The sequence below is a fragment of the Thiocystis violascens DSM 198 genome (assembly GCF_000227745.2).
Lineage (GTDB): Bacteria > Pseudomonadota > Gammaproteobacteria > Chromatiales > Chromatiaceae > Chromatium > Chromatium violascens.
The window spans coordinates 3,758,684-3,775,684 of record NC_018012.1; the positions used below are offsets into that span (position 1 = coordinate 3,758,684).

The window sequence follows — 17,001 nt, forward strand, 5'->3', positions numbered from 1 at the left end:
TCTTGGATCTATTCGTGGCGAACGTGAGATCTAAACCGAGTCCGCGATGACATGCCTTATGTCGGGCGAGTTGGGGAACTCGCACAAACCGACCGCCGTCGCGGAAAACCGGTCAAGTAATTGAAATTTTTAATCATTCAAAGCGCGTCGACTCCGACCTTCCGAGGGACTGACAACCCAGCCGATCGATCGAAACGCTCCTTGGTCACTCCATGACGCGCTTTAATTCTACGCACCTTTGTTGCAGTGCACAAATCCGCGTGTTAAGTTTCGCCCCATACGAAACCGGGAGGGCAGAAACATGTCGAACGAAACCTTTTTCAATAACGATTGGCTCGCGCTGCAGCGCAAGTATTGGGATAACTGGACAGAGATGAGCAGCAAGGCGATGGGCATGGAAGGCGCCAAGCTGACCACGCCCTGGGAAGGTGCGCTCGATCATTGGTGGCAGGCCATGTCCCCCGCCGCACCGGATGCCTCCAAGGCATTCATGGAAAAGATGATGGAACAGGGCAAGGCGTTCTTCCGCATGGCGGAAACCTTCGGCGCCCGCACGGGCGATGACAACGCCACCAACGGCCTGGCACTCTGGACCAAGGCGATCGAGGACATGCAGAAGCGTTTCACCGGCTCGCTGGACGACGGCGGCAACGCGGCGCAGCGCATGATGTCCTTCTGGGAACTGCCGCTCGACAACTGGCAGCGCATGATGTCCTCCATGTCGCCCATGCCCGGCGATTTTCTGCGCAACATCCCGCACGATCAATTCAAGGGCAACCTGGACCGCGTGCTCTCCGCGCCCGGTCTCGGCTATACCCGCGAGGAGCAGGGCCAGTATCAGGAGTTGATGCGCCGCGCCGCAGACTATCAATCCGCGCTGCAGGAATACACCAGCTTCTACAACCGGCTCGGGATGAAGTCGGTGGAACGCATGGGCGGCTACCTTCAGGAAGTGATCGACAGCGGCAAGAGCATCGACTCGGCCCGCGCGCTCTATGATAACTGGGTGAGTTGCTGCGAGACCGTTTATGCCGACGAGGTCGCGACACCGGAATACGCCCAGATCCACGGTCGCCTGATCAATGCGCAGATGGCCCTGAAAAAACGCATGTCGATCATGGTCGACGAACAGCTCGGCGCGATGAACATGCCAAGCCGGAGCGAAATGCGCACGGTGCAGGAGCGTCTTCAGGAGAGCCGCCGCGAGAACAAGCACCTGCGCAATCGACTGCATGCGCTGGAGAAGCAGGTCGCGGCACTGGCGGGCGAAACCCTGTCCAGTCCGCCGACCGCGCTGAAGGTCGCCGCGTCCGCCGCCAAGGCTCCGGCGCGCCGCAAGCCCGTCGCCAAGCCAGAGTAAACCGGCCGGCATCTCCACGGCGCTGCGTCACCAACGAACACCGCGAGGCAAAACATCATGATCCCGATCGACATCCGACCAGACAAACTTGCCCAGGAAATGCTCGACTACAGCCGCAAGCTGGGTCAGGGTATGGAAAACCTGCTCAACGCCGAGGCCATCGACACCGGCGTCAGCCCGAAACAGCCTGTCTACAAGGAAGACAAGCTGGTGCTGTATCGTTACGACACCCCCGAGGGCGTCACCCCGAGCGCCGTGCCGCTGCTGATCGTCTATGCGCTGGTCAACCGGCCCTACATGACCGACATCCAGGAAGACCGCTCGACCATCAAGGGTTTGCTCGCCACCGGACAGGATGTCTATCTGATCGACTGGGGCTATCCGGATCAGGCCGATCGGGCCATCAATCTGGACGACTACATCAACGGCTACATCGACAGCTGCGTGGATCATCTGCGCGAGCAACTTGGCGTCGACAAGGTCAACCTGCTCGGCATCTGTCAGGGCGGCGTCTTCAGCCTCATGTATGCCTCGATGCATCCGGACAAGGTCAATAACCTGGTGACCATGGTCACGCCGGTTGACTTCAAGACCCCGGACAATCTGCTGTCCGCCTGGATTCAGAACGTCGATGTCGATCTGGCCGTCGACACCATCGGCAACATCCCCGGCGAGTTGCTGAACTGGACATTCCTTACCCTCAAGCCCTACAGCCTGATGGGACAGAAATACATCAACATGGTCGACATGCTCGACGACCCGGCCAAGGTCAAGAACTTCCTGCGCATGGAAAAGTGGATCTTCGACAGCCCGGACCAGGCCGGCGAGACCTTCCGCCAGTTCACCAAGGATTTCTACCAGCGCAACGGCTTCATCAATGGTGGCGTCATGCTGGGCGAGCGCGAGGTGGATCTGAAGAATGTCACCTGTCCGGTGCTGAACATCTACGCCCTGCAGGACCATCTGGTTCCGCCGGATGCGTCACGCCCGATGAAGGGTCTGGTGGGCAGCGAGGACTACACCGAACTCGCCTTCCCCGGCGGCCATATCGGCATCTATGTCAGCGGCAAGGCGCAGAAGGAAGTCACGCCCGCCATCGGCAAGTGGTTGAACGAACGGTCGTAAGCGGGCAGTGAGGGAGCGGGGCGCTTGCGGGACGATCCGCAAGCCGTCCGAATCCGGTCACGCATCCTCCTTGGCGTCTTGCGTGTCGACCGGATCCTTTGGCGGTTGTTGGTGGTCGCCATCGCGCCTGGACGAAGACGTAAACTGGTAGTAAAGCAGCCAGCCAGCGAGTCCCAGGAACACGAAAAGCTCGGCTGCGGCAAGCGAATTGTTCGCCATGATGGTCTCCAGCGAGTCGTTGGGGGGCCGCTCTTCGCGGGTTCCTGACGTTTGTCCGTCAAAAAGGAGCGCCGCGCAAAGGCCGGAACCCTTGCCGCGACGCGAATGAAGCGGTCGACTCCGCCCCTGGCGGAGTCGATGTCAGCAAGTGGCCTCAGGATCCCCCGCGCAGTGCGTAGGGGATAAGCGGGGCAAGGCAAATCGCAACCATAAACCAGAAGGCTTGGCGCTCGTTTTTACGCATCACTTCTTGAGTCATGACATTCACCTCTTTTCGCAAGCTGTCAAATGAGAGAGCAAGTTGTCGGTTGAGTAGAGTGGGTCACCTGCCCACGCAACCGAAAATAGCCATAACAAAGTAAAATACAAGGAATGCCATGTGCGGTCCGTGGATATTTCTTAGCGAATACCTTGGTTAAACCCCGAAAAGAGCTTCCAGCCTCCAGCGGCCAGATTTTGAATCAAGCACTTGGCCATTGCGCTTGGCGTTTCAGGTCAACCAGCGGGGGAAGCTTCGATCAGCGAAAACCTCGGCAAAATAACGGCTGGCGGCTGGCTGTTCGCCCAACCGTGACAACGGACGGTTTCCCACTCACGCTAACGACACGGCAGGACGTACGATCACCGCCTCAACCCGCCCGCCAACCTGTCTAGGACGCGTCCGTTTTGCTTGCCATCGTCTCCGTCACCTCGCCCATCTTCCTGTTGATCGCACTTGGATTCGCGGCGGTTCGGGCGGGTTGGATCCCGCGCGAGGGCGCGCTCGCCATGGGCCGCTACGCACTCTCCTTCGCCCTGCCGGCGCTGCTCTTCAATACGCTGTCGCAGCGTCCTCTGGACCAGATCATTGTGCCCGCGTTTCTGTTCGCCTATGTCGGCGGTTCGCTGATCGCCTACGCGCTCGGGCTGACGGCGGCCGCCGTCGCACGGCGCACGCATCCGCTGGACAATGCCTTTTTCGGCATGGGCGTCTCGATGTCGAACAGCGGCTATCTGGGCTATGCGCTGATCTCGCAGATCCTGGGGGCGGAGGCGCTGATCGCGGTCGCCATGTCGATCCTGACCGAGGTGCTGCTGATTCTGCCGCTGACCCTGATCCTGGCGGAATTGCATGACAGACGGGGCCGTCATGGCCTGGCGCGAACCCTGGGCAAGGTTGTGTTCCAGGTCGTCCGCAATCCGATCATGCTGGCGATCGCCGCCGGATTGTTGTTCGCCGCGCTTGGCTGGCGGCTGCCCGCCCTGCTCGGGCGCACGGTCGACATGCTGGCCGGTTCCGCGGCGGCGGTGGCGCTGTTCGCGATCGGCGGAACCCTGGCTGGACAACGGCTCCAGCATGGACTGGGGCCGGCCCTGGCCATCGCCGCCGGCAAGCTCCTGATTCACCCCGCTGCGGTGCTCCTGATGCTGTTCCTGGTTCCGGCCTTCGACCCCACGCTCACCCAGGCGGCGCTGATTCTGTCCGGGCTGCCGATGGTCACCATCTTCCCCCTGCTTGCCCAGCGCTATGGGCTGGGCGAACTGTGCGCATCCGCCCTGCTGATCACGACCCTGCTGTCCTTCTTCACCCTGAATCTGGGGCTCTGGATCCTCGGAAGCTGACAGCGCCCGCGGGATCGCTCGATCGGTTTCCACCCGTCGCGGGTTCAGTCCCGCACGTAAAAATGACGCCATTCAATTCCGCTAGCCGCTCGCAGCAGGTCGAATAGCGCATCGGTTGGCGTGGCCTCCCCCGGAAAGACCTCTTCAATCAAAATCGTCCGCCGTCCGAATCCGCCCTGTTCCTTCCAGTCCCACTGCCAGGGCGGACGGGTCTAGCCGCAGCTCGGACAAGTGCCCCTTGGTTCGGGTGGGTGACCGACCGCGCGACTCATGAACAGGTGTAAGGCGATCAGTTCGATGTCACGTTATATACAAATAACTATAGCGTAGCGTGGCATTCGCTCCATTCCCAGCCATCCATCGCCGAGTCTTTCTTCGGCTTGACTCTTATTCTTTTCTGAGACAAGCCTTTAACGGCTGGCGTGAGCACGGCAGAAAGATGGCATCGAATCTGCTTTGACAACTCCGTCCGCTGGGCTCGATCCCCCGATCTGGTTTCGCAATACGTTATGCCAAAAAAGTATAGCGATAGCCTGGATGAGCCAGTAATCCATTCGCTTCACTCAGAGGGTGTAGACAAAAATAATTGAGCTGCTATTTGTATACCAGTCTACAACTGAGCTGGTGTGCGCTGATGTCGAAAGCTGGTCGTCCCCCCAAGATTCACGAGGCGGAGCAAGCGGTATTGCGTCAAATTGTCACGGATCGCCCGACCTCCACGCTGTCAGAGATTGCCCGGGAACTCGCGGCACGGACGGGAATCGAGGCTCATGAAGCCACGATTCGCAAGTCCTTGCGGGAGGCGGGCGTCACGCGCCTCCGGGGCGAGAGTGGTCTCGAGGCGCAAGCGCGCGCAACGCCGCGTCGGTATGGGTATACGGATGCGCATCGTCGCCACGACCCCGACCAAAGCTACCCAAGTTGTCTGACCGATGCGGAGTGGGACTTGGTCGCCGCTCTCTTTGAGATGCCGGGCGGGCGGGGTCAACCGCCCCGCGTGTCGCGCCGGAGCATCCTGGAGGCGTGTTGCTACGTGGTGCGCACGGGGTGCGCGTGGCGGATGCTGCCGCACGATTTCGCGCCTTGGCAGAATGTCTACAAGACGTTTCGCCGTTGGAGTGCGGCTGGGAAGTTTGAGCAGATGCATGATCGACTGCGGGGGCAATGGCGCGAACGCGAGGGGCGTGAGATCGCGCCGACGGCGGCGGTGCTGGATGCGCAATCGACCCGCGGCTCGCCGCAGGGTGGACCGAGCGGCTTTGATGCGGGCAAGCAGGTCAAGGGGCGCAAGCGCAGCCTGGTGGTCGATACCTTGGGGTTCGTGTTGGCGGTGAGCGTGGTCGCGGCCAATCTTCAGGACCGCGATGCCGCCTCGGGCGCCGTCGCTGACGCGGCCGCCAAGTACCCCCAGATCAACACGCTGTTTGTCGATAGCGCCTACGCCGGTCAATTTGCCCAAACCACCGAGCAGACCCACGCGATCCGCGTGGAAGTCGTGCGCCATCCAGCCAACAAAAGCGTTGGCTCCTGGCACGTGGACGGGGCGCCTGACCGAGTGGTGATCGCCAACGCCGACGGCTTCGTTCCGCTGCCGAAGCGCTGGGTTGTCGAGCGCACCCATGCGTGGAATGAGCGTGCCCGTCGATTGATCATGCATCATGACCGTCTGCCAGCGGTCTCCGAAACCTGGGTTTGGCTGGCGGAGGCGCGCATCCTGCTGCGGCGGTTGACCACAACGGTTTGATTTTGTCTACACCCTCTGAGGGGGCGCGGATGAATTTTGCCTATTGGCTGCAACTGGCCGATCAGTCGGGCGGCATCCTCTATCTGATGGTGGGGCTGCTGACCGTGACGCTGACGGTTATCGCCGAGCGCAGCTGGGTGTTGCGTAGCCTGACACGTCAGGGCGAGGCACTGACCCAAGCCTTGGTCCCGGTCGCGATCGGGGACCGCGCAGGGCTCGAATGGATCCGCGACACGCAGGCCAGGCATCTCCATGGCGTGCTGCTGGAAACCACGCTGGCGCTGCCTCCAGCGGCCGAATCCCAGTTGGCCAACCGGCTCGACGAGGTCATTCTGCGCCATGTCCCGTTGCTCGACCGGCGTCTCTGGGTGCTGGATACCACGGTGACCCTGGCCCCCTTGCTCGGGCTGCTGGGAACCATCATTGGCATGTTCCACGCCTTCCATGTCCTGACCGAGCCGGGCGCGTCGCCGAACGCCGTCACCGGCGGGGTGGCCGAGGCCCTGGTCGCGACCGCCGCCGGGCTGCTGATCGCCGTCATCGGGCTGGTGTTCTTCAACGGACTCAGCGAACGGGTCCGGCTGGCGGTCCATCAACTCGAAACGCTCAAGGCGATGCTGGTCAACCGTTTCGGCCAACCGGACGTGGCGATCCCGCTGGTCCTGACCGACGGCTCTGGAGCGGGCTGATGCGCTATCTGCAGTCGCGTCGCAAGGCACGGATCGAGATCGTGCCCATGATCGACATCATGTTCTTTCTGCTGGTGTTCTTCATCCTGGTCACGCTCAACATGATCCCGGCCAGCGGGATCGACAGCCGGCTGCCGGGCAGTTCCAGCGCGGAGCGGCTGGAATCGCCGCAGGTCGTGATCGGTCTGGACGCGGCGGGGATGATCAGCGTCGATCGGCGGAGTCTGAACCTGGAGCAGCTCGCGGCGCTACTGCGCGACCGGGGCACGGAATCCCGCGTGGTCATCGCCGGGGCCGAAGAGGCGGCGCTCGGCGATCTGATCGCGGTCATGGACACCTGTCGCCATGTGGGCATCAGTCGTATCGGCATTGCGACCCGGGAGCCGGAGGCGTGACACGCGCCGCCGCGCCACTGCCCAGCCTGCCGCTGTGGCTGGCCGCCGCCATCGCGATGGTGGCCGAAGGCGCGATGCTGGCGGGACTCGCCGCCTGGCCGTCGCCGCGCGATCTCCAGGCCCCGAGCGCCCCGATCGAAGTCAGTTTGGTTTCCGTCCCCGTGCTGGCCGAACCCGCTGCGGCTGGTGCGGCGGGCGGCCTTTCTTCCGTGGCGGAGCCGGAATCGGAACCTGAGCCGGACCCGACTCCGCCGCCCCCTTCAGAACCCGAGCCGGTCGTTCCGGAGACGCCGCCGGAGCTAGCCGATTCGGAGCCGACCGACCCGGAACCTATGGTCGCCGCCGCGCCGAAACCGCAGCCAAAGCCCAAGGTCGAGGTCAAGCCGATACCCAAACCGAAGCCGATCGCCAAAACCAAACCGAAACCGGTGTCGTCGCCGCAACCGGACAGGCGTCTCGCCAAGGCCGATCCAGGGACCGCAAGCAACCCCGGATCGCCCGGCAAGGGAAGCGCAGCGGGCGCCGCCAGCGGCCAGGATCGGGCTGCCAGCAGCGGCCCCACGTCGCCTGCGGCCTATCTGAACAATCCCGCGCCCGGCTATCCGGACACGGCACGCCGTGCGCGTCAGGAGGGCACGGTCTATTTGCGCGTGCTGGTCACGACTGGCGGCAGGGCCAGCGACGTCCAGCTCGCCGGCTCCTCGGGCGTCTCCAGCCTCGATCAGTCCGCTATCCGTGCGGTCAAACGCTGGCGCTTCAAACCCGCCCGCCAGAAGGGGCAGCCGATCACGGTCTGGGTGCGGATCCCCATCCGGTTCAAGCTCAATCAATAACCCACGACTCGCCTGGCCCTGCCAAGCGGTTTTCAGATCGTCAAACGATGAAGGAAGTTGTCCGATGCACAGTGCTCTTCGCCCTCCCTTTCCCTACCGTCGCACCCTGCTGGCGACGGCGCTGGTCCTCGCCGGCACCGCCCAGTCCGCCGAGCTGGTCGATATGACCGGTCGCCGCGTCCAAATCCCCGACCGGGTGGATCGGATCTTCGCCGCCACGCCGCCCATCGTCCCGCTGGTCTATGCCATCGATCCCGGCAAGCTCGTGACCCTGAGTTTCCCCTTCCAGCCCGAGGATGCCGTCTATGTCCCGCCGGCGGTGATGAAGCTGCCGATCGTCGGACGCTACACGGGCGAAGGCCCGCCGCCGAATCCGGCGATTCTGGCCAAGGCCGCGCCCCAACTCACCATCGCCTGGGACATGCCGTTCATCGACGCCACGCGGGTCGAGGACAGCTTCCGCTGGCTCGGCACGCCCGGCCTCTTCGTTCACCTCGCGCGACTGGCCGACTATCCCGCCGCCCTGGAATTGGTCGGCCAGGCCATCGGCGCGGAGGCACGCGCCACCCAGCTTGCCAACGCCATCCGCGAGGCCATGACCCGCGTCGAGCAGGCGGTGGGAACGATCCCGGACGGCGAGCGCAAGCGGGTCTACTTCGCCGAAGGTCCGGAGGGTCTGCTCACCGAATGCGCCGATTCCTTCCATGCCGAGGTCATCGGCCTGGCGGGTGGCGAGAACGTCATGGACTGCAAGACCCAGGCGATGTGCGGACGCGAAAAGGTCACGCTGGAACAGCTCAAGACGCTCGACCCCGATGCCATCCTGACCGACGACGCCCGGTTCCTCGCCCGCGTCAAGACCGATCCGACTTGGGGCGAGCTGCGCGCGGTGCGTGAGGGACAGGTCCATCTGGCGCCCACCAAGTCTTTCAACTGGCTGGGACGCCCGCCGTCCTTCATGCGCGCGCTGGCCATCCAGTGGTTCGCCAATCGGCTCTATCCGGAGCGCTTCCCCTGGGATGCCGACTTGGAGATCACGTCCTTCTACGGGCTCTTCCTGGGCGTGACGTCGGATGTCGTGAATGTGCGCGACATCCTCGGACAGGGCTGAGTCCTTGCCGCCTATCGTGATATGAATTTAGAGCGAACGAATATGAACCACACCAGACATACAGCCACCGGGCTGTGCCTGACTCTCTGTCTGCTGCCCCTCGCGATCGGGGCCACGGCCGAGACGACGCCCGAGTTGCCGATGGTGACCGTCACCGCCGATGAACAGGCACTTCCCGACCTCGGCGCGACCGCCACGGTCACGCGGCTCGATGCCCGCGCCGTGCGCGCGGCGGCCGGTCCGTCCGCGTCATCGCCGTTCAAGGCCATCGCCGACACGCCGTCGGTCAATTTCCAGAGTGCCGACCCCCATGGTCTGACCGAGGTCGGGTTTCACGAAACCATCAAGATCCGCGGTGTCGGTCAGACCGGCCCCTCCTCCTCGCGCAACATCGATGACTTGCCCATCACCGTCAATCCTGGCGGCAGCAAGGGCATTCTGGATCTGGAAAACATCTCCGAGATCAGCGTTTACCGGGGCGCGGCACCGGTGAATAAATCACTGGGCTTCAGCAATCTGCCGGGCAAAATCAATCTGACGACGCTCGGACCCCAGGCGACCGCCGCCAGCCAGCTCAGGCTGGAGGGCGGCAGCGACGATTTCAAACGGCTCTTCTTCCGGCAGGATACCGGCCAGCACGGACCCTTCTCCGGATTTTTGTCGGGGAGCCTCAACGCGGGCGACAAATGGAAGGGTGAAGGCGACTTCGAGCGGCAGAACCTCTTCGGCGGGATGGCCCTGGATGGCGGCGCGGCCTGGCAGGCCGAACTCTATGCCGGCTACAGCCAGGACGAGCGCCACAACTATCGCTTCTTCGATTACGCCACCGCCAGCAACTTCGCCAACTTCGAGCGCGACTGGTCGAACGATCCAACGCGCGTCGATCATTACGACTACAACCGTCAGGCATTCATCGATCGCTTCGTCTACGCCAATCTGCGCCTGCGCCTGGCCGAGGACATGCAGCTTTCGATCAAGCCCTATTACCTCAACGAGTCCGGCAACTACTGGTTCAGCGCGATCAATGCCACGGATGCGACCAAGAGCCGGGTGATCGATTGGATGATCGACCATGAAAACCTGGGCGTGCTGACCCGTCTGGACTGGCAACTGACACCCACCCAGAGCCTTCAACCGGGGTTCTGGATCCAGAGCCAGGAGCCGCCCGGCCCGCCATCCACCCAGCAGAAGTACAGGGTTACCAACTCGGGGCTGGTCTTCGATGGCTGGCAGATGCTGTCCGACAACGATCCGCACCGGCTGCTGTCGCCTTATGTCACTTATCAGGGAACCTTCGACCGGCTCAACGTCGAGGCCGGACTGCGGTACGTCAATCTGCGCCTGGGCGCGCTCACCGCCTACAGCGCTACCGGCAAGGCGGCCACGCTGACGGATCCCGACGCCGCGCGCGCGGCCGGCGGCGTCGATCCCATGGCCTCGGCCGACGCCAAGACCTTCGACGAGTGGCTGCCCTACCTGGGCGTGACCTGGACCCTCGACCCCACGACCAGCCTGTTCGCCCGGCTGGGACGCAGTTACGGGCTGGATGTCAATCTCTTCCCCTATTACTACGTCCAGAAGGCGCAGTTCGTGCGGAAAGGCGTGAGCTTCCAGTCGCTCTGGGATCGGCTGGAGTTGGAGACGGCCAACAACATCGATCTTGGATTGCGGCATGCGCGGGACAACTGGGATGTCGGCCTCACGACTTTTTACGCCCGGCACTACAACAAGCAATCCACCATCTACGACCCTGCCATCGGTGTGCGCTATCCCTGGAACGCAGCCGACGCGGACCGTTACGGGATCGAACTCGAAGGCAACCTGCGGATCAGCCCGGCCTGGCGCCTGACCGGCAACTACACCTGGAACCGCTTCCGCTATCTGGAAGACCTCGCGCTGTCCTCGACCGCCACCATCGCCTGCGAAGACAAGCAGGTGGTGGACGCCCCCGAGCACATGCTCAAGCTTGGCGCGCGGTATGACCATCAGGCCTGAGGCATCGGCCTCGACGCACGCTATATCGGCGAGCGCTATGGCGACGTGCTCAACGAAGAGCGGGTCGATGCGGTGACCCTGGTCGACGTCCTGGCGCAGTACCGCCTGACCCGCGCGCTGACGCTCTCGCTGAATGTGCTGAATCTCTTCGACCGCGAATACATCGGCCCGATCAGCGCCGCGGACGACGCCATCGCCGCCTACACCGCCGCCCTCAACGGGGTGACCGGCAACGGTTCGACCTACCAATACGGCGCGCCGCGCACGCTCTATGTCGGGCTGTCGGCCCAGTTCTGAGCCAAGGAGAGCGTCCATGCGCGTCATCACTCTCATCCTCACGCTTTTTCTGTCCCTCTCGGTCTCGGCCGAGCCGCTGCTGATCGCCGCCAGTGCCGGCTACAAAAAGCCCCTGATGGAGATCTATGACGCCTTCGGCCAATCCTACGGAACCAAGGTCGAGGCGATCTTCGGCAACCTGCAACAGGTGCTGGCCCAGACGCGCGACAGCGGCCGGGTCGATCTGGTGGTCGGCGAGCAGGCGTTTCTCGCCCGGACCGGGCTGTTCGGGCGCGACATCGCCCTCGGGACCGGACGGCTGGTGCTGGCCTATGGCGCGCGGCGTCTGAGCGGGTATCAGGCGTTGACCGACACCAAGGTCGAGCGCATCGCGCTGCCCGATCCCAAGAAGGCGATCTACGGTCAGGCCGCGACCCAGTTCCTGGAGCGCAGCGGGCTGATGCCGGCGATCAAGGGCAAGCTGATGACCCTGGCGACGGTCCCGCAGGTCTCCGCCTATCTGGCGGCAGGAACGGTGGACGCGGGCTTCATCAACATCACCGATGCGCTGGGGCTCAAGGATAAGCTCGCCGGCTACGATGAGATCCCCGTCGACCTCTATGATCCGCCGGTTATCGTCCTGGCTTTCCCCAAGGATCGGCCCGAATCGGAAGCGGCCAAGGCGTTCGCGGCCTTTTTGGGCACCGCCGAGTCCAGGGCGATCCTGACCCGGTACGGCCTCTGATGACGCACCTGCTCGACTGCGCGCCGAGCGCCCTGCTACTGAGTCTCCAGGTGGCCGGCGTGGTGCTGGTCCTCTTTCTGGTGGCCGGCATCGCGCTGGGCTACGCGCTCAGTCAGCCGATCCCGCTGCGCGGACTGCTGGACGCGCTGGTCTCGCTGCCGCTGGTGTTTCCGCCGATCGCCATCGGCTTCTTCCTGCTGATGCTGTTCGGTCGGCAGGGCGCGCTCGGCGCTCCGCTGCACGCGCGGCTGGGCTGGGATCTGGTGTTCTCCTTCCCGGCACTGGTGCTGGCCGCCTTCATCGCCGGTCTGCCGCTGGTGGTCAAGCCGATCCAGTCGGCCATCGAGGGTCAGGCCCGCGAGCTGATCGAGGTCTCCTACACGCTCGGCAAGGGCCGTTGGGAGACGCTCTTTCTGGTCGTGATCCCGGTGATCCGGCGGCACATCGCCGCCGGTCTCACCCTGGGGGTCGGGCGCTCCTTCGGCGAGGTCGGCATCACCCTGATGCTCGGCGGCAACATCCTGGGTTCGACCGAGACTCTGTCGCTGGCCATCTACAATCGGGTGCTCGACGGCGATTTCGACTGCGCCACTCGCCTCTCGGTGCTGCTTGGGGTGCTGTCGTTGGGGCTCTTCACGCTGCTGCGGCGGCTGGGACGGCTCTGATGCGATGTTGCGATGACAATCTCGATGTTGGCCTCGAAGCCTCTCTCGACTTCAGCCGCCCCGGCTTTCGTCTGCGCCTGGATCTCTGCGTGCCGCCGACCGGCGTCACCGCCCTGATCGGCCCGTCCGGGTGCGGAAAAAGCACGCTGCTGAGGCTCCTGGCCGGACTGGAGATCCACGCCGCCGGTCATATCCGGCACGGCGATCGGACGTGGCTCGACCGCGCCCACCGAATCGATCTGGCCCCACGCCACCGGCGTGTCGGGCTTCTGTTTCAGGAGTACGCGCTTTTCCCCCATCTGAGCGTCGCCGGCAACATCGCTTACGGATTGCCGCGCGGCCGCGACCGGGAGGCGGCGGTCGCGTTCTGGCTGGCGCGCCTTCAGCTCGACGGACTGGCCGCGCGTCGACCGGAGACGCTCTCGGGCGGACAGCGCCAGCGCGTCGCCCTGGCCCGCGCCCTGGCATCCGAGCCGGCTGTGCTGCTGCTCGATGAGCCCTTTTCCGCCGTCGACTGCAGTCTGCGCCAATCGCTGCGGCTGCTGTTTCAGGAGGTGCTCGCCGACCGCTCGGTGCCGACGATCCTGGTGACGCACGACCTGGAAGACGTCCGTCTGATCGCCGACCGGGTCGGCGTCCTCATCGACGGCGAACTGCGCCAGATCGGACCCACACATGAGATCTTCGCCCGGCCGATCGATGCCGAGACCGCGCGCGTGCTCGGCTGGCACAACCTTCTGTCGGTGTCGTCCTGGGATCGTCAGACGGCACACGGAGCCTGGGGGGCTTTGCGGCTCGGGCCGCACGAGCCGAGCAGGCGAGCGGACGCCATCGCCATCCTGCCCGATGGTCCGAGACTCAACGCAGAGCGGGGCTTGCCGGTCGAGGTCGCCCGTGTCTCTGACATGGGCGGTTATCAGGCCCTGTTCTGCCGGTTGACCGACCGTTCGCTACTACGGATCCATCTGGCCCAAGCCGCTCAGTGTCCGGAGCCGGGAACCCAGACCAGGCTGGATGTTCCGGAAGACACCATCATTAGCTTACCGACCAGATGGCATGGTCCGATTTGTGTCGATCCGATCGGTTCATTGCCGCTGCGAGGATGCATGCACCATCCACTCGACACCGCCGTGCATTTTTAATCGCGCACGTAAAAATGACGCCATCCAATTCCGCTAGCCGCTCGCAGCAGGTCGAATAGCGCGTCGGTTGGCGTGGCCTCCCCCGGAAAGATCTCTTCAATCAAAATCGTCCGCCGTCCGAATCCGCCCTGTTCCTTCCAGTCCCATTGCCAGGGCGGACGGGTCGCGCCGCAGCTTGGGCAGGGGACGCACAGATCCGGCTGGTTCGCCCACTGCGCCGTGCGTTCGCGCCAGTTCTCCAGCCGCCCGCGGCAGTCCCGGCAGCGCGGAGGCCGCGTGTTGCGTCCGGCGTACAGTTGCGGATGGGGCGCGAGCGGCGGAAAACGAAGATGGCAGAAAGGTGCGAGCGGATCGGGCGCGGTCGCGATCCTGACCGCGCAGCCCGTAAAGGACACCAGACTCAGAAAACCGTCGCCGATACGGTAGGCACAGTCGCGAGGCCCCGTCCCAAGCCTGTTTGACCGTTCATCCAGCCGCGCACCGATCAAGTCCGCGCGTGCCATGGCCGCGATCAGTTTCTCGCCGTCCGGGCTGGCGCTGGGATCCTCGGTCGTCAGAATTAGTCGACCGGTATGGTTGGCGATCATGGCACCCGACCGAGCGGACGTCATGGCGTCATCCAGGGGGCCGCCGTCGCGGTCGAAATCAATGGTCATCGGACGAATGCTGAAAGTCGAAGCTCAACTCAGCGCTCGGGATTTGCAGAAAATTCCCCTGAAGGTAATCCGGCCGGCAATTCCAGACGCGGGCGATGGTATCCGGATCCTCGATGCCGGCGGCGATCACGGCGATGCCCTGCTCGCGCAGGCGCTCGATCAGATCGATCAATTGCCCCTGCTCGGTGTTGTGAATGGTCTGGAACGACAGCTTCGCGAACGTCGCCCCAAGTCTGCCGAGCAAGGCCACCTCTTCCGGAGTCCCGGAAACATTCGCCACGCAGATCTGGACGCCATAGGTGAGCAAACGCTCCAGCACGGGGATCGCGGCGAGGATGTTCCGATGCAGATCGCTCATCTGGAATTCAAGCAGCGGACTCGACTGGATCAGGTCGCGCTGGACGACCTGATCGCGGAACCAGGGGAGCCACTCGGGTTCCGCCAGGGTGCCGATGGTTTGATGCACCAGGAGCCGCAGTTTCGGGTTGCCCCGCGCGCCATTGCAGGGCTGGCGCTGGCGGTCCATGACCTCCAATGCCCGTTCCAGCACCCAGCGGTCGACGCGCGGCATCAGCTTGCCGCGCGTCGCGACGGACAGAAAATCGGCCGGCTGGATCTGTTCGCCGTCCAGCGTTCGGAGCCTGATCTGTGCCTCGTAAAGTTCGCCTTCGCCTGGGACGCGCGGCATGAGCGGCTGAAACAGCAGGATCAGGCCGTTCTGGGCGAGCGCGGCGACGATCAGCCGTTGAATCATCGCGTCGGATTCGGGCACCCCGTCGGACACCACCGACGGCGTCCAGACACGGAACCGATTGCCGCCGGCTCGCCGGGCGCTGACCGCCGCCTTCTCTCCCCTGGAGATCATGGCGATGGCGTCCCCGGCGCTCGGCAGAAAGAGTCCGATCCCGAGACTGACCGTGATGCCGATTTCCTGCGCCGGTTTCTCCGGCTTGACCTGCGCCAGCAGCGCGCACAGCTTTCTGGCCAGATCCTGTAATTGCATCCGGTTTTCCCGCTGTGCGATCAGCCCATAGCGGCAGTCGTCCAGGCGCGTCGCGCTTTCGCGGGCGGTCATGTGATGACTGATCTGAATTTCCATCTGGCGCAGCATCTTCTCGACGCGGCCGAGACCCAGTGCCGCAAGGATGCGTGGATAGTCGTCGATCTCGATGACCAGCAGTCCACGGCCCTCGCTCTCGATGGCTCCGGAACGGCTGATCCGGTCCAGGTGCCGCATGAAGACATCGCGGGGCAGGAAGCCGTTGGCGCTCTCGCGGCGATTGTCCAGGGTGTGCCGGTCCTGCAGCCAGCGCGACATCCGGATGCGGTGTTCGACGGCGCCGATCAACTGTTTGCGACGAACCGGTTTGGCGATGAAGCCGTCGCCGCCCGCCTTGAGCGCCTCCAGTTGCTTGTCGAGATCGGTTTCCGCCGAAAGAAAGAGGATGGGGATTCCAAAGAGTTCGTCATGATCGCGAATGATGGCGGCCATTTCGGCGCCGGTCGCGCCTGGCATGTAAAGATCCATGAGGATCAGGTTGGGCCGGAACGCCTGCATCCGGCCCAGGAGTTTCATCGGATCCTCGACCACCAGCGTCTCCATGCCGGCATTCGCCAACAGGACCGCAATATATTTGGCCTGGGCCGGATCGTCCTCGGCCACGAGGATGCGATAACGGCTCGTCTCGACCACGCCGCACATCCGGATGATCCGACTGGCCAGGCGGCGGGGCGGAACCGGTGCCACCACATAGCTGTTGGCGCCCGCGCGCATGGCCGCCAGCCGATGCGCCAGGGTCTCGTCGCCGGCCTTGCGGCTGGCGATACAGATCACGCCAGGACGCTGCCGAACGGCGAGAAAGAGTCCGTCGAGAAAGCGTTCCAACCCGCTGGCTCCGGCGATGTGGGTCATGTCGAGCAGCAGGGCGGCCGGCGGCGCGCGCCCGAATGCCTGTGACAGGTCGGCGAGGCTGGCGAAGGCCGTCAGATGTAAGTCTCTTGGTTCGAGCAGAGGCGCCAAGTCGGTCAGCAAGCCCTGATCGGCCCCGAGATAATAGACGCGGCGGCCAGTTTCCGCGAGGGTGAGAGGTGTCATGGTCGTGAAGAACCTGTCGTCGGGGAACAAATGATCGCCAGCGATTTTCCTGTTGACGGAGGAGCCCGTCAGCATGATGAAACGCTGGCGGGCGTGACGCAATCCGGACGGGCGGGAATTGCGGTTGAAATCACCGTCGCCTTTCGCTAGTTTCAACCACTGTAGGCTGCTGGGGGTGCCCTCGATGACCCGCTGTCGCTGAAGCTTTGGTGTCTGGAGCCTGACCGGCTCAACCGAGGTTCCATCGACAGCTTGCGTGGCGGGCTGAGAAAAGACCCTTTGAACCTGATCCGGGTCATGCTGGCGCAGGAAAGCAGGCGAATGAAATGGCACGAATGGAGAGAACGCC

Annotated in this window: 16 protein-coding genes and 1 riboswitch; of the genes, 13 read left to right on the forward strand and 3 right to left on the reverse strand. The window is 63.8% G+C overall.

Going from position 1 to position 17,001, the window contains the following annotated elements; genetic code table 11:
• Nucleotides 1-301 precede the first annotated feature (301 nt).
• Both phaE and THIVI_RS16685 read left to right on the forward strand, forming a co-directional pair.
• A complete protein-coding gene (gene phaE, locus THIVI_RS16680) occupies nt 302-1,360 on the forward strand; it encodes a class III poly(R)-hydroxyalkanoic acid synthase subunit PhaE (protein ID WP_014779714.1) in 1,059 nt (352 codons plus the stop codon).
• Nucleotides 1,361-1,417: 57 nt separating this feature from the next.
• Nucleotides 1,418-2,485 carry a class III poly(R)-hydroxyalkanoic acid synthase subunit PhaC gene (locus THIVI_RS16685; protein ID WP_014779715.1) on the forward strand — a complete coding sequence of 356 codons (1,068 nt, stop codon included), beginning with the start codon at nt 1,418-1,420 and terminating at the stop codon, nt 2,483-2,485.
• A 57-nt stretch (nt 2,486-2,542) separates the two neighbouring features.
• On the opposite strand, the gene THIVI_RS25140 is transcribed toward THIVI_RS16685, so the two are convergent.
• Entirely contained in the window at nt 2,543-2,704 is a 162-nt protein-coding gene (locus THIVI_RS25140; RefSeq protein ID WP_014779716.1) for a hypothetical protein, read from the reverse strand.
• A 666-nt stretch (nt 2,705-3,370) separates the two neighbouring features.
• Here THIVI_RS25140 and THIVI_RS16690 point away from each other — a divergent pair.
• From THIVI_RS16690 to THIVI_RS16740, 11 genes are all read left to right on the forward strand, one after another.
• The gene (locus tag THIVI_RS16690) at nt 3,371-4,306 is read left to right on the forward strand and encodes an AEC family transporter (protein WP_014779717.1); all 936 of its coding nucleotides are present in this window, start codon (nt 3,371-3,373) and stop codon (nt 4,304-4,306) included.
• A gap of 634 nt (nt 4,307-4,940) precedes the next feature.
• Entirely contained in the window at nt 4,941-6,050 is a 1,110-nt protein-coding gene (locus THIVI_RS16695) for an IS5 family transposase (RefSeq protein WP_041447215.1), read from the forward strand.
• Nucleotides 6,051-6,079: 29 nt separating this feature from the next.
• Nucleotides 6,080-6,739 carry a MotA/TolQ/ExbB proton channel family protein gene (locus THIVI_RS16700; RefSeq protein WP_014779718.1) on the forward strand — a complete coding sequence of 220 codons (660 nt, stop codon included), beginning with the start codon at nt 6,080-6,082 and terminating at the stop codon, nt 6,737-6,739.
• Nucleotides 6,739-7,134: an ExbD/TolR family protein gene (locus tag THIVI_RS16705; protein WP_014779719.1), complete on the forward strand. Its 396-nt coding sequence runs from the start codon at nt 6,739-6,741 to the stop codon at nt 7,132-7,134. The genes THIVI_RS16700 and THIVI_RS16705 overlap by 1 nt, the downstream gene beginning before the upstream one ends.
• Nucleotides 7,131-7,967 carry an energy transducer TonB gene (locus tag THIVI_RS16710; protein ID WP_014779720.1) on the forward strand — a complete coding sequence of 279 codons (837 nt, stop codon included), beginning with the start codon at nt 7,131-7,133 and terminating at the stop codon, nt 7,965-7,967. The genes THIVI_RS16705 and THIVI_RS16710 overlap by 4 nt, the downstream gene beginning before the upstream one ends.
• Before the next feature lie 64 nt (nt 7,968-8,031).
• Nucleotides 8,032-9,078: an ABC transporter substrate-binding protein gene (locus THIVI_RS16715; RefSeq protein WP_014779721.1), complete on the forward strand. Its 1,047-nt coding sequence runs from the start codon at nt 8,032-8,034 to the stop codon at nt 9,076-9,078.
• A gap of 42 nt (nt 9,079-9,120) precedes the next feature.
• A complete protein-coding gene (locus THIVI_RS26175; protein ID WP_041447063.1) occupies nt 9,121-11,073 on the forward strand; it encodes a TonB-dependent receptor domain-containing protein in 1,953 nt (650 codons plus the stop codon).
• Nucleotides 11,074-11,118: 45 nt separating this feature from the next.
• The gene (locus THIVI_RS26180; RefSeq protein WP_041447064.1) at nt 11,119-11,370 is read left to right on the forward strand and encodes a TonB-dependent receptor; all 252 of its coding nucleotides are present in this window, start codon (nt 11,119-11,121) and stop codon (nt 11,368-11,370) included.
• Nucleotides 11,371-11,386: 16 nt separating this feature from the next.
• Nucleotides 11,387-12,094, forward strand: coding sequence for a molybdate ABC transporter substrate-binding protein (modA, locus tag THIVI_RS16730; RefSeq protein WP_014779722.1), 708 nt, complete (start codon nt 11,387-11,389; stop codon nt 12,092-12,094).
• The gene (locus THIVI_RS16735) at nt 12,094-12,759 is read left to right on the forward strand and encodes a molybdate ABC transporter permease subunit (RefSeq protein ID WP_014779723.1); all 666 of its coding nucleotides are present in this window, start codon (nt 12,094-12,096) and stop codon (nt 12,757-12,759) included. The genes modA and THIVI_RS16735 overlap by 1 nt, the downstream gene beginning before the upstream one ends.
• Nucleotides 12,759-13,901: an ABC transporter ATP-binding protein gene (locus THIVI_RS16740; RefSeq protein WP_014779724.1), complete on the forward strand. Its 1,143-nt coding sequence runs from the start codon at nt 12,759-12,761 to the stop codon at nt 13,899-13,901. Before THIVI_RS16735 ends, THIVI_RS16740 begins: the two co-directional genes overlap by 1 nt.
• Here THIVI_RS16740 and THIVI_RS16745 read toward each other — a convergent pair.
• Entirely contained in the window at nt 13,898-14,557 is a 660-nt protein-coding gene (locus THIVI_RS16745) for a hypothetical protein (RefSeq protein WP_014779725.1), read from the reverse strand. The genes THIVI_RS16740 and THIVI_RS16745 overlap by 4 nt on opposite strands.
• Nucleotides 14,547-16,652 (reverse strand): EAL domain-containing response regulator, encoded by a 2,106-nt coding sequence (locus THIVI_RS16750; protein ID WP_157174487.1) that lies wholly within the window; start codon nt 16,650-16,652, stop codon nt 14,547-14,549. Before THIVI_RS16750 ends, THIVI_RS16745 begins: the two co-directional genes overlap by 11 nt.
• A 161-nt stretch (nt 16,653-16,813) precedes the next feature.
• Nucleotides 16,814-16,981, forward strand: a riboswitch (TPP riboswitch).
• The last annotated feature ends 20 nt before the right edge of the window (nt 16,982-17,001 follow it).

Coding starts and splice junctions, on each gene's coding strand:
- phaE (WP_014779714.1), top strand. CDS start 302: ATGTCGAACGAAACCTTTTTCAATAACGATTGGCTCGCGCTGCAGCGC.
- THIVI_RS16685 (WP_014779715.1), top strand. CDS start 1,418: ATGATCCCGATCGACATCCGACCAGACAAACTTGCCCAGGAAATGCTC.
- THIVI_RS25140 (WP_014779716.1), bottom strand. CDS start 2,704: ATGGCGAACAATTCGCTTGCCGCAGCCGAGCTTTTCGTGTTCCTGGGA.
- THIVI_RS16695 (WP_041447215.1), top strand. CDS start 4,941: ATGTCGAAAGCTGGTCGTCCCCCCAAGATTCACGAGGCGGAGCAAGCG.
- THIVI_RS16700 (WP_014779718.1), top strand. CDS start 6,080: ATGAATTTTGCCTATTGGCTGCAACTGGCCGATCAGTCGGGCGGCATC.
- THIVI_RS16705 (WP_014779719.1), top strand. CDS start 6,739: ATGCGCTATCTGCAGTCGCGTCGCAAGGCACGGATCGAGATCGTGCCC.
- THIVI_RS16715 (WP_014779721.1), top strand. CDS start 8,032: ATGCACAGTGCTCTTCGCCCTCCCTTTCCCTACCGTCGCACCCTGCTG.
- THIVI_RS26175 (WP_041447063.1), top strand. CDS start 9,121: ATGAACCACACCAGACATACAGCCACCGGGCTGTGCCTGACTCTCTGT.
- modA (WP_014779722.1), top strand. CDS start 11,387: ATGCGCGTCATCACTCTCATCCTCACGCTTTTTCTGTCCCTCTCGGTC.
- THIVI_RS16735 (WP_014779723.1), top strand. CDS start 12,094: ATGACGCACCTGCTCGACTGCGCGCCGAGCGCCCTGCTACTGAGTCTC.
- THIVI_RS16740 (WP_014779724.1), top strand. CDS start 12,759: ATGCGATGTTGCGATGACAATCTCGATGTTGGCCTCGAAGCCTCTCTC.
- THIVI_RS16745 (WP_014779725.1), bottom strand. CDS start 14,557: ATGACCATTGATTTCGACCGCGACGGCGGCCCCCTGGATGACGCCATG.
- THIVI_RS16750 (WP_157174487.1), bottom strand. CDS start 16,652: ATGACACCTCTCACCCTCGCGGAAACTGGCCGCCGCGTCTATTATCTC.